The following is an 11,463-nucleotide window of genomic DNA, read 5'->3' on the forward strand; positions in this document are numbered from 1 at the left end:
TACCGGCTACAAGAAGGAGGCGGCGACATGCCCGCAAACGGGAGGCCGACCGTCCGCAGTAGGCGGTTCGGCCGCAAGATGCAGCGGCACAGGGTCAACGCCGGGTTCGATCAGGCGCAGGCCGCCGACTTCATCTACGGATCGCGTTCCAAGATCAGTCGTATGGAGGACGGCATCACCACCGCGAAGCCGGCAGAGGTTCTCTTGCTCCTGGACAGGTACGGCGTTGAGGACGACAAGGAGCGCGAGCACCTGGTGTGGCTCGCGAAGAACAGTGGTCGCCGCGGCTGGTGGCTCGAACACGCCGATCACCTACGGCCGGACTACCTCGACCACATCGCGTTGGAGGACGACGCCACGTACATCCGCGAGTGGCAGCCGGTCCTGGTGCCGGGATTGCTGCAGACGTCGGCCTACGCGAAGGCGGTCATCGTGGCGACTCCGCACCACATCGCACCTGAGCGGGTCACCCAGTTGATGAAGGTACGCGAGGAGCGACAGGCGAAGATCGAGGAGGGCGGGGCCAGTTACGCCGTCATCCTCTGGGAGTCGGTCATCACGAACCCGATGCTGAGCGCAGAGATCCACCGGGAACAACTGTCCGCGATCCTTGAGGCCGGGAAACGGAAGAACGTCACGGTGCAGGTACTGCCGTTCAGCGCGGGAGCCGTGGCGTGGTCCACCTACGCCTTCTCCTCCTTCAGCTTCGGAACTGAGCCGACCGTCGAAGCCGTAACCATGGACAATCTGCGGGGCACTTCGGTCCTTGAGGCCCCTGAGGATCTCGCCACTTACGCCAACGCATACGACCAACTACGATCGGCGGCACTAGGTCCGGACGCCAGTGCGCGGCTTGTCCGGAGCGCACTGCGAAGCAGCAAGGACGAATCATCGTGACCAAGGTCGTAGGCCCCTTCCGGAAGTCGTCGTACTCCACGGGAGAAGGCAACTGCGTTGAGGTTGCCCCCCGTGCCGTAGGCGGCCGAGCCGTGCGCGACAGCAAGAACCAGGCCGACGGCCCGATGCTCACCTTCGCCCCCGGCGGTTGGCATGCCTTCCTGGTCGGCGCCAAGGCCGGGGAGTTCGCCCGCAACGCGCGAGGCTAGTGCCGTGAACACCAGGCTCTCGACCCCGGCCTGGTTCGGTGATCTTCTCGACATCAGCGACGTACTGGCCGCCAAGGACCGTGCCGAGGTCGTCAGTTGGCGCGGCGGGACCGAACGCACGGACGCCGACGCGGATGACGTCCCGCCGCTCACCCTGCGCCTTGCCGCCCTGGGGACGGTGTTCGCCGACCAAGCCGCTCAGCACACGTCTGAGCAGAAAAAGCGGGTGCTCGGAATCCTGGAGGAGGTCCAGCGGTCCGGGAGCGAGTACGACAGTACGGCGGTCGCCACGGGCTTCTTCGAGGCGTTCCTCAACGCCTGGGACAAGGGATTCGATCTCCAGGCGGTCTGGGAGCACGTCGGCCCCGAATCCCGGGCGTACTGCCTGGCCTGGAACGAGTTCACGGTTGTCCCGACACCGGACTGGATGCGCTGACGGCAGACCAACCAACGAGTGTGGATGCGGAGAGGGCCTGGGGTCGGAATCCGACCCCAGGCCCTCTCCGCATGCCGGCCTCTTACTTCGACATCTTCAGCTTCTCGCCCAGCTGCTTCGACTGAAGCGTCATCGTCCGCTTCAGCCGCGGCCCGAACGGCTTCTCGACGAACTTGTGCATGAGCCAGGCCAGCGACAGCAGGCTCGCCACCGACGCGAGGATCGTCAGATACGGGTCGAGACCCCAGCCACGGTGCAGGACCCGGATGAAGAACCAGCCCAGGTGCTCGTGGATCAGATAGAAGGGGTACGTCAACGCGCCCGCGATCGTCAGCCAGTTCCAGTTCGCCCAGCGCGTCCAGCCCAGCGCGACCACGGCGACGGACGCGAAGGCGAGCAGCACGATCCCCTGGATGACGAGCGGGTTGCGGACGAAGTCGCCCTGCGCGCCCGGGTGCCACAGGGCCGTCACCGAGTAGCGCTGGCCCAGCAGGAACGACATGCCGACGATGCCCCACAGGAGCAGGTCGCTGCCGTAACGGTGGATCAGGTAGAGGGCCAGGCCGCCGATGAAGAAGGGCGCGTGGTCGCGGAAGGTCAGTTCGGAGATCAGCGGGTTGTCGGCGACCCGGGCGAAGGCGCCGGCCAGTGTCCACAGGATGCAGAAGGTCACCACACGGCGGTAGGTGACGCCCTTCCAGACCACGAACAGGGCGAACAGCACGTAGAACTTGAGCTCCACCCACAGGGTCCAGCACACGCCCAGGACACGCGATGCGCCCAGCGGCTGCTGCATCATCGTGAGGTTGAGCAGGAACTCGTCACCGCGGACGTGGTGCACGACCACCGGCATCGCGAACGAGGCGGCGGTGACCATGACGATCGCGACCCAGTACGCCGGGTAGAGACGGGCGATGCGCGAGCGGAAGAAGTCGCCCAGCGTCTTGCCCCAACTGCTCATGCAGATCACGAAGCCACTGATGACGAAGAAGAACTGCACCCCGAGGCTGCCGTAGGTGGCGAACCGGGACAGGGTCGGGAACATCACACCGGGCGACTGGTGCCAGGACTCGGCGACCGTGCCGTTCTTGCCGGCGAAGTGGTACATGCAGACCATCAGCGCGGCCACCAGCCGCAGTCCGTCCAGCGCCCTGAGCCGGCTGACCGGACGGGCGGCCTTGGCACCCTCGGCGGAGGGCGGAACGGCCGGTTCGGCATCCCCGGACCGCGGACCCGGCGGGGGAGCCGGGAGCGGGGGTGCCATGGTCTGGTCGGCCGCGGTCATCGGGTGGCCTTTCGCAGCGGGGACAAGAGGGGGGGAAGCGAAGCTGACTCAACGACGGGAACCAGGAGAGTCAGTGGCAACCCAAAGAGGTAGCACAGAACTCTCACGGATGAACAACCGGTCGGCTCATTGACGTGTCCGTGCACGGGTACCGACATCGACGCGTGCACACACCAACGCGTCGCCACCCGTCCGTATACGAATCGGGGGCGACGCGTTCGGCAGATTAGATGCCCGCGGGGCCTGTTGTCATCGCTTTGTCATCGCTTCACCGTTTTGCTCAGCGCGCGGGCCCGGCGTGCGATCCGGCGCACGGTCGCGTTGCGCGGGATGAACGAGAGCTGGGACGGCAGCGCGCCGGGCAGTGCCAGCGAGGTCAGGCGGCGGCGCTTGAAGTAGCGCCAGGTCTGCTCGGTGAGGTGCTTGGAGAGATAGCTCTCCGCCTCCGGGCGCAGCCGCGGGTAGATCCGGGGCTGCATGCAGAAGCCGATCGCCTTGACGAGCCCGGCGAGTTCCTTGCCGACCTGCTTCTGCGACGGCATCGACCACTTCTTCACGGCCTTGGCGTCCGCGAGGTCCGGCAGCAGGACGTCCACGATGGTCAGCGGCACGCGGTTGCTGTTCTGGTACGGCGCGATCTTCTCCAGCACGGTGTCCGTGCCGACCCGGGCGACCGGGATGCCGTACAGGCCCGCCGCCGTGAACAGGCCGGTCGAGAAGCAGCCGACGACCAGCGCGGGACGCAGCCGCTGGAAGAGGACCTCGGCGAGCACGGGCCGGTCCAGGACGGTCAGTTCGGCGCCGACCTTCTTCGCCTCCGTCTCCAGCGAGCCCGACCAGGCGGCGGGCGCGGTCGGGTGCGGCTTGAAGACGAGCGAGCGGTGACCGGCCTTGACGGCACCGCGCACCATGCGCAGATGCAGCTCCTCCTCCTCGGCGGGGGTGAGGATGCCGAGCGCGGAGAGGTACTGGCCGAGGAGCAGCACGGGCTGGTCCTTCGCGTCCTTCGCGGGGGCCGCCGCGAGCTCCGGCTCGGCCTCGGCGAGTTCGCCCAGCACCTTCAGGAACGCCTCGGACGGCACCAGTTCGGCGGGCACGCCGAACTCGGTGAGCAGCAGCGGGGTGAGGCCCGGGACGAGGTCGAGGTGGAGCAGCCGCCCGATACGGGTGCCGACCAGCGCGTCGATCTTCTCGCGTGTGGGGCCATAACTTATGAGGCCGTCCGCGTAGACGTCGACGGGGGCGCCGGTGAACAGCTGGCACAGCGCCAGGGCAGGGTTGACCTGCACGGACTCGACGGCCAGCTCGATGTTGTCGTCGCCGAGGTTCCACAGCAGCCGCAGATGCCGCTCCCACAGCGGGACGTCGTCGGCGCGCGGGCCCCAGCCGCTGGGGTGGAACGGGGCGATCGTCTCGTTCCAGGACAGGACCTCGTCGAACCGCTCGCGCACCCGGTCGAAACCGGACATCGCGTCGACCCCGGGGGTGATCTCGGGGTTGGCCGCGTTGTTGGTGACCAGCAGGATCCGCCGGTCGGCCGGCCCGAAGAGCCCGGCGTCGAGGGCGGCGGCCAGCGTGGCGGCGCCGTAGAGCGTCGACGCACAGAAGATCTGAGTCGTACGGGTCTTGTTGCTGCGGGTCGGATTGGTGCCGGGCATCAGACGGACACCGTCCCGGCGGACGCGGAGACGGGCCTGCGCCGCACCTTCCGCAGTCGGTTGGCCCGCTGGGCGTCCATCGAGTCGATGGCCTCCGCGAGGACGTCCTGCGGCATCCGCTTCAGCGCGGCGGCGCTCAGCGAGCGCAGTTTTCGGGCCACGGCGGGTTCGAACCTCTCGATCGCTCCGAGATGATGAGCCATGATCGCGCAGTAGGTGCGCACTGCTTTCGGCAGCAGCCTATCGGCCTCGGGGTCCCGGGCCGTCTCCTCGATGACCTGGTCGAAGGCCCGGATGAAGTCGAGTTGGCGAACATCACCGATTTGGGTGAGCGAGGAGGCGACCCCGCGCCGGTAGAAGACGCCGAGCAGCCCCACGGCGGCGAACGACTCCGCCTCCCGGTGCAGCTTCCAGATCCACGGCCGGTCCTCCGCCGTACGCAGTCCGTCGGTGAAGTGCAGGATGCCGCGGTCGACGAGCCGGCGGTGGTAGATGCCCGCCCAGGCGTAGGCGTAGTCGACGGAGGTGGAGCGGTCGGTCGGCAGGATCGCGTCCCGCGGCGACATCACCACTCCGCGACGGCCGTGCGGAACCCGATGGATCGCGCGGGTCCGGTTGGTGCACTGGACATGATCCGTACGAACGAAATCGCAGCCCAAGTCCTCAATAGCGGCGAGGAGTTGAGGAAAATAGCCGGGCGCGAGCCAGTCGTCGCCGTCGAGGAACGTGAGGTATTCGCCACGCGCTTTGTCGATACCGGTGTTGCGGGCGGTGGCCAGGCCTCCGTTCTTCTCGTGGCTGACCAGCACGGCGCCCGGCAGCTCGCGCTCTGCGCGCGCGAGGATGTCCGGAGTCTCGTCGCGCGAGCAGTCGTCGACGAGGATGAACTCGAAGTCCTCGCGCGCGTTGGCGCGCAGGCTCTTCAGAGTGTCGGGCGCGTATTGCTGCACGTTGTAGAACGGCACGATGACGGAGAGCTTGACCACGCGTCCGAGGTTAGAGCCTCTCCGGTGGTCTCACTTTACCCGGGGTTTGATGTCGGGTGAACTACATGTGTCTGGCCGGTGAATCAAGGGGGTTTCTGCACGTTTGACGTCTTGATTCAAGCCGACGCGACCTTTTGTTAACCCTTTGTTGCCCCCGGATTCGGCGGAAGCCCCCCATGTCGGCTTAAGGTCTTGGGCGTGCCAGCCAGTACCACGAGCCCCATGAGGGTCGCCGTCCTCGCCGATTCCGACACTCGGTGGAAATGGGGTGCGCTCACAGCCAGCCGTATTTCTCCTGATAATTCGGACATTCATCTCGACGGCTACCTCCTCAGAGGCCGGGCCACCCCCACCGCCCGCCAACTACAGGAGGTCGGGGTCAAGGCGGACTCCCTGCGCGAGGTGACCGCCCTGGAGTTCCTGCGGGCCATGGACCAGGAGGAGCCGTACGACATCCTTGTGCTCGCCCTCGTCGGCGGCGGCGTCCAGGCGATGCTGCACGGCCTGGCGCACGTGTGGGACGACACGGCACTGCGCCCGGTCGTCGTCACCGGCTATGTCGGGGTCGTCTACGAAAAGCTCGCCGACGGCCTCCTGTTGCGCCACGGCGCCGACCTGGTCCTCGCGAACTCCCGTCAGGACGCCGACCGTTTCAAGGCCGTCTACGACGGAGTGGGCGCCGATTCGTCCTCTGTGACCGAAGTCGCACTCCCCTTCCTGGGTGGCGCGACTTACACAGGTGAGCATGGTCACCCGTACACCGTGGTGTTCGCCGCTCAGCCCTCCGTCCCGGAGAGCCGCAAGGACCGTACGTATCTCCTCGACCGGCTCGTGCAGCACGCCAAGCTGCACCCCGAGCGCGAGGTGCTGCTCAAGCTGCGTTCCAAGCCCGGCGAGCACACCACGCACATCGAGGAACTGCCCTACCAGAAACTGGCCCAGCGCGCCGACCTTCCGCCGAACTTCAAGCTCGTCTACGGGCACATGGGCGAGGTCCTGGACCGCACGGACCTGCTGGTCACCATCAGCTCCACGGCCGCGCTGGAGTCCCTGCACCGCAGCATCCCGACCGTCGTGCTGAGCGACCTGGGCGTGCGCGAGGCGCTCGGCAACCACCACTTCGTGGGCTCCGGCTGCCTCGCCTCCTGGGAGCAGCTGGACGCCGGTCACCAGCCCGTTCCGGACGCGGACTGGGTGGCCCGGCAGGGGGTCGCGGCCGATGGCTCGTACGAGACTGCCTTCGACGCGGCACGCGACAGGATCGACCGTCTTCTGGGATCCTCGAAGCTTCCGCCCCTGGCCCCGTACTACACACCGATGACGGCTCCGGGATATTTGCCGGGTATTCTCGCTCGGCACCACCTCGGCCCCGACGGCGTTCCGCTGCCCGGAGCCCCGGCCGCCGACAAGGAGCCGGGAGCGGTGCGGCAGATCGTGCGTCGCGCGGCCCGCGGCGCCTACCGGCACGGCGTGCAGCGCGTCGCGCCCGTGATCCGGCGCATGGGGGAGCTGTGACCGACCGGGTTCCCCGCCAGGCACACGAACGTCAAGCACGCGAAGAGCGTCAAGGAGTACAGGCAATGTCCAAGCCGGAGTCCAACCCGCAAGCGGGCCGAGCGACCGCGCGGCCCCGCGTGCTCGCGGTGATCCCCGCCAGAGGCGGCTCCAAGGGCGTGCCCGCGAAGAACCTGCTGCCCGTCGGCGGGGTCCCGCTGGTCGCCCGCGCGGTGCGCGAGTGCCTCGCCGCCAAGCTGGTCACGGACGTCGTCGTCTCCACCGACGACCAGGCCATCGCCGCCGCGGCCCGCCAGGCCGGCGCCGAGGTCGTGCTGCGCCCCGCCGCCATCGCCGGTGACACCGCGACCTCCGAGGCCGCCGTCCTGCACGCCATGGACGCCCACGAGACGCTGCACGGCGCCAAGGTCGACGTGGTCCTGCTCGTGCAGTGCACCAGCCCGTTCATCATCCGCGAGGACGTCGACGGCGTCGTCGGCGCGGTCGTGAACAACGGCGCGGACAGCGCGCTGACCGTCGCCCCCTTCCACGGCTTCATCTGGCGCGACGCCGCCGACGACCCGCAGCCGGTCCCCGGCGAGAGCGCGGCCGTCGAGGGCGGCACCGACACCGTGACCACCACCGAAACGGTGACCGTCGGCGGCGGCTATGGCGTAAATCACGACAAGTCCTTCCGGCCCCGCCGCCAGGACCGCCCCCAGGACCTCCTGGAGACCGGCGCCGTCTACGCCATGGACGCGACCGGCTTCCGTGAGTCGAAGCACCGTTTCTTCGGTCACACCGAACCCGTGCGCACCGACCCGGCCCGTGTGCTGGAGATCGACGACCCGCACGACCTCGCCCGCGCCCGGGCCCTCGCGACGCTCTTCGACGCGGAACGCCCCGGCGCCCTCCCGACCGCCGACGACATCGACGCGGTCGTACTCGACTTCGACGGCACCCAGACAGACGACAGGGTGCTGATCGACTCCGAGGGACGGGAATTCGTCTCCGTGCACCGCGGGGACGGACTCGGCATCGCGGCGCTGCGCAAGAGCAGCCTCAAGATGCTGATCCTGTCCTCGGAACAGAACCCGGTCGTCGCCGCCCGCGCACGGAAGCTACAGCTGCCCGTGCTGCACGGCATCGACCGGAAAGACCTCGCGCTGAAGCAGTGGTGCGAGGAGCAGGGCATCGCGCCGGAGCGCGTGCTCTACGTCGGCAACGACGTCAACGACCTCCCGTGCTTCGCCCTCGTGGGCTGGCCCGTGGCGGTCGCGAGCGCCCACGACGTTGTGCGCGGCGCCGCACGCGCGGTCACCACCGTTCCCGGCGGCGACGGCGCGATCCGAGAGATCGCCAGCTGGATCCTCGGCCCCTCTCTCGACCCCCTCAACAAGAAGTAAGGAACAAAAGTCATGACCTCCACCCGCTTGCGCTCGTTCGGTTCGAAGACCGCCGGCCCCGGTCAGCCCGTCTACATCTGCGGCGAGATCGGCATCAACCACAACGGTGACCTTGAGAACGCCTTCAAGCTGATCGACGTGGCCGCCGAAGCCGGCTGCGACGCGGTCAAGTTCCAGAAGCGCACCCCGGAGATCTGCACCCCGCGCGACCAGTGGGACATCGAGCGCGACACCCCCTGGGGCCGCATGACCTACATCGACTACCGCCACCGTGTGGAGTTCGGTGAGGACGACTACCGCCAGATCGACGAGCACTGCAAGAAGCGCGGCATCGACTGGTTCGCCTCCCCGTGGGACACCGAGGCCGTCGCGTTCCTGGAGAACTTCAACGTCCCGGCCCACAAGGTCGCCTCCGCGTCCCTGACGGACGACGAGCTGCTCGTCGCCCTGCGCAAGACCGGCCGTACGGTCATCCTGTCGACGGGTATGTCCACCCCGAAGCAGATCCGTCACGCGGTCGAGGTGCTGGGCAGCGACAACATCCTGCTCTGCCACGCGACGTCGACCTACCCGGCGAAGGCCGAGGAGCTGAACCTCCGCGTCATCAACACGCTGGAGAAGGAGTACCCGAACGTTCCGATCGGTTACTCCGGCCACGAGACGGGCCTGCAGACCACGCTGGCCGCGGTCGCCCTCGGTGCCACCTTCGTCGAGCGTCACATCACCCTCGACCGCGCGATGTGGGGCTCCGACCAGGCCGCCTCCGTCGAGCCGCAGGGCCTGACCCGCCTCGTCCGTGACATCCGGATCATCTCGGAGTCCCTCGGCGACGGCGTCAAGAAGGTCTACGAGTCCGAGATCGGCCCGATGAAGAAGCTCCGCCGTATCTCCGGCGTCATCGCCGACGCGGAGATCGCGGCTGCCGCGGGCGAGCCCGTCACCGCCTGATCCGCATCTCTCAGCGGCTTCACCGGCACCAGCCGGTGACCACTGTCGTCCAGCGGATTCCCCAGTCCGTACTCACGGAAGCGACGGTCGTACGTCGATGAGCCCTCGCGCCGGTACCACCGGCCCCCAAACTCTCGCCTTCGTCGAGAGCCCGGTCCAGCTCCTGAACGTGCTGGAATGGGCGCATGTGCATGCGCACGCGCTCAGCCCGGAGGGGGCCGGCGGTCCGGCGTCGGCTGTTTCCGCCCGCAAAAAGGGCAAGTTCTCCGCGAGGGTGCCCGGACAGGCGTCGCGCCGCTGGCGCAGAGGCCAGAGTCGGCCGACGGTCCACCGGGAAGGCGCCGTCGGCGGACTGACCCTGGTGGTCCTGTCCCCGGTCGACCCGATGACCCGGGGCCAGCTGCGCCGCATGGCGGAACTCGCCCGTGAGGAAGGCCACGAGGTCCGCTGGGAGGACGCGCGGGCCGGTACGTCGGCCCCGTTCCGCACGATCGGCGGCCTGGCCCCGCTCCTGCGCAGGACACAGCGGATCGTGATGGGAGACCCCTTCTCCCGCTACGTACAAGTACTCCTGAACATCACCAAGGCCCGTGACCTCGTCGTGGTCGACGACGGCACGGCGACCATGGAGTTCGTCTCCCAACTGGCGCGCGGTGAACGCCTGGTGCGCTGGCACCGCAAGTCCCAGCGCCCCGGAGCGCGGGACCTGCTGTTCATCCCGGTGTCGTCGAAGGCCCGCCGCAGGCTGACCCCGGGCGGCAGGCGCCGGGTCGAGATCTTCTCCTCGATGCCGATCGAGGACACCCCCAAGGGCGTCGAGGTCACCTCCAACGACTTCGCCTGGACCCGCTCCCGCTTCGGCCCCCCGCACATCTCCGAGGGCGCCGACATGGTCGGTACGTCGCTGGTGGAGACCGGTGTGGTCGACGCCGACAGCTACCGCGAGGCGGTCCGCACCCTGGCCAAGGCCCACGGCGTGACGCGCTACTTCGCGCACCGCCGCGAGAGCCCCGAGAAACTCCACGACCTGGCGGCCTGCACGGGCCTGGAGGTGGTCCGCCCGGACCTCCCCCTGGAACTGATCGCCCGCAGAGGCCCCATCGGCCGCACCATCCTCAGCTTCCCCTCCACGGTGGTCCACACCCTCCCCCTGGCCCTGGCGGGCACGGACGTCAAGGTCGCGGTCTGCGACATCGACCCGGCCTGGCTGACGGCGAACGCCTCCCCGAGGGCCCAGGGCTTCCTGTCGGGCGTCACGGGCTCGGCCCGGGACGTACAACGGGTGTCGACGGAGTCGGACCACCCGGCGAAGGAAGCGAAGGCGACGGGCTGACGCCCGCCCTAATCCATCACCTTCATCACGCAGAACTCGTTGTCCTCCGGGTCCAGCAGCACACTGCATCTTCCCGGGGGACAACCCCCGGACCCCCGGCAGAAAGACAGGTCGGCGGGGCCCGTCGGGCGCGGGTCTAGTCGACCGGCTTGCGTGCCAGCAGGTACGCCCGCTGGCGGGTCTCCTCCTCGTACGGCTCCCGGATCGTTTGCGCCTGCATCGTCAGGCCCGCCTTGGTCAGGAGTTCGGCGACCCGGTCCGGCGTACGGAACCAGTAGTCCAGCGACATCTCGTGGCCGAAGCGTTCCGTGAGGTGCAGGCGGTCGTCGTCGGAGCCCGCCTGGAAGCCGAGGAGTACGTGGCCGCCGGGGGCCAGGACGCGGTGGAACTCCGTGAACACCGTGGGCAGGTCGCTGTCCGGGACGTGGATGATCGAGTAGAGGGCCAGGACCCCGCCGAGGGTCTCGTCGGGGAGGTCCAGGGACGTCATCGAGCCGACGTGGAACCGGAGTTCGGGGTGGGCCTGGCGGGCCAGCGCCACCATGCGCGGGGACAGGTCCACGCCGAACACCGGGACGCCGAGGGCGTGCAGTCTCGCGGTCACATAGCCGGGGCCCGAGCCGACGTCCGCGACAGGCTGGGTGCCCTGGGCCCGCACCAGCTCGGCGAAGGCGGCGACGAGGGCGCGGTCCAGGGGAAGGTCCGCCAAGTGGTCCGCGTATCGCTCTGTGTAGTCGGTGGCCATGGCGTCGTAGGACGCACGGGTGGCGTGGATGAAGTCATGGGTCGGGGCGGTCACGGGGGTGCACGT

11 protein-coding genes are annotated in these 11,463 nt (G+C 68.5%); 7 read left to right on the forward strand and 4 right to left on the reverse strand.

Translation table 11 applies throughout. The features are described from left to right. Positions 1–27 precede the first annotated feature (27 nt). The 3 genes from ACWDR4_RS00355 to ACWDR4_RS00365 are packed head-to-tail and all read left to right on the forward strand — an operon-like array spanning position 28 to position 1,542. A complete protein-coding gene (locus tag ACWDR4_RS00355; protein WP_450401942.1) occupies positions 28–897 on the forward strand; it encodes a helix-turn-helix domain-containing protein in 870 nt (289 codons plus the stop codon). Continuing rightward, positions 894–1,106, forward strand: a complete 213-nt coding sequence (locus ACWDR4_RS00360; protein ID WP_450401945.1) for a DUF397 domain-containing protein — start codon at positions 894–896, stop codon at positions 1,104–1,106. The genes ACWDR4_RS00355 and ACWDR4_RS00360 overlap by 4 nt, the downstream gene beginning before the upstream one ends. A 4-nt stretch (positions 1,107–1,110) precedes the next feature. Further along, positions 1,111–1,542, forward strand: coding sequence for a DUF7674 family protein (locus ACWDR4_RS00365; RefSeq protein WP_450401947.1), 432 nt, complete (start codon positions 1,111–1,113; stop codon positions 1,540–1,542). Positions 1,543–1,624: 82 nt separating this feature from the next. Here the strand turns inward: ACWDR4_RS00365 and ACWDR4_RS00370 are convergent, their stop codons facing one another. The 3 genes from ACWDR4_RS00370 to ACWDR4_RS00380 form a co-directional block, all read right to left on the reverse strand. After that, positions 1,625–2,827 carry an acyltransferase family protein gene (locus ACWDR4_RS00370; RefSeq protein WP_450401950.1) on the reverse strand — a complete coding sequence of 401 codons (1,203 nt, stop codon included), beginning with the start codon at positions 2,825–2,827 and terminating at the stop codon, positions 1,625–1,627. A 260-nt stretch (positions 2,828–3,087) separates the two neighbouring features. Continuing rightward, entirely contained in the window at positions 3,088–4,485 is a 1,398-nt protein-coding gene (locus tag ACWDR4_RS00375) for a polysialyltransferase family glycosyltransferase (RefSeq protein ID WP_450401953.1), read from the reverse strand. Then, entirely contained in the window at positions 4,485–5,471 is a 987-nt protein-coding gene (locus ACWDR4_RS00380; RefSeq protein WP_450401955.1) for a glycosyltransferase family 2 protein, read from the reverse strand. The genes ACWDR4_RS00375 and ACWDR4_RS00380 overlap by 1 nt, the downstream gene beginning before the upstream one ends. 198 nt (positions 5,472–5,669) lie before the next feature. Between ACWDR4_RS00380 and ACWDR4_RS00385 the strand changes: the two genes are divergently transcribed. From ACWDR4_RS00385 to ACWDR4_RS00400, 4 genes are all read left to right on the forward strand, one after another. Further along, positions 5,670–6,986 carry a DUF6716 putative glycosyltransferase gene (locus tag ACWDR4_RS00385; RefSeq protein ID WP_450401961.1) on the forward strand — a complete coding sequence of 439 codons (1,317 nt, stop codon included), beginning with the start codon at positions 5,670–5,672 and terminating at the stop codon, positions 6,984–6,986. A 65-nt stretch (positions 6,987–7,051) separates the two neighbouring features. Further along, positions 7,052–8,371, forward strand: coding sequence for a cytidylyltransferase domain-containing protein (locus ACWDR4_RS00390; protein ID WP_450401963.1), 1,320 nt, complete (start codon positions 7,052–7,054; stop codon positions 8,369–8,371). 12 nt (positions 8,372–8,383) lie between these two features. Then, complete coding sequence (locus tag ACWDR4_RS00395; protein ID WP_450401966.1) at positions 8,384–9,319, forward strand: N-acetylneuraminate synthase family protein; 936 nt, start codon at positions 8,384–8,386, stop codon at positions 9,317–9,319. Between the two features lie 97 nt (positions 9,320–9,416). Further along, positions 9,417–10,652 carry a hypothetical protein gene (locus ACWDR4_RS00400; protein ID WP_450401969.1) on the forward strand — a complete coding sequence of 412 codons (1,236 nt, stop codon included), beginning with the start codon at positions 9,417–9,419 and terminating at the stop codon, positions 10,650–10,652. A 136-nt stretch (positions 10,653–10,788) separates the two neighbouring features. Here the strand turns inward: ACWDR4_RS00400 and ACWDR4_RS00405 are convergent, their stop codons facing one another. Continuing rightward, entirely contained in the window at positions 10,789–11,451 is a 663-nt protein-coding gene (locus tag ACWDR4_RS00405; protein ID WP_450401971.1) for a class I SAM-dependent methyltransferase, read from the reverse strand. Between the last annotated feature and the right edge of the window lie 12 nt (positions 11,452–11,463).

Source organism: Streptomyces sp. NPDC000878 (assembly GCF_053599695.1).

Coding starts and splice junctions, on each gene's coding strand:
- ACWDR4_RS00355 (WP_450401942.1), top strand. CDS start 28: ATGCCCGCAAACGGGAGGCCGACCGTCCGCAGTAGGCGGTTCGGCCGC.
- ACWDR4_RS00370 (WP_450401950.1), bottom strand. CDS start 2,827: ATGACCGCGGCCGACCAGACCATGGCACCCCCGCTCCCGGCTCCCCCG.
- ACWDR4_RS00375 (WP_450401953.1), bottom strand. CDS start 4,485: ATGCCCGGCACCAATCCGACCCGCAGCAACAAGACCCGTACGACTCAG.
- ACWDR4_RS00390 (WP_450401963.1), top strand. CDS start 7,052: ATGTCCAAGCCGGAGTCCAACCCGCAAGCGGGCCGAGCGACCGCGCGG.
- ACWDR4_RS00395 (WP_450401966.1), top strand. CDS start 8,384: ATGACCTCCACCCGCTTGCGCTCGTTCGGTTCGAAGACCGCCGGCCCC.
- ACWDR4_RS00400 (WP_450401969.1), top strand. CDS start 9,417: ATGAGCCCTCGCGCCGGTACCACCGGCCCCCAAACTCTCGCCTTCGTC.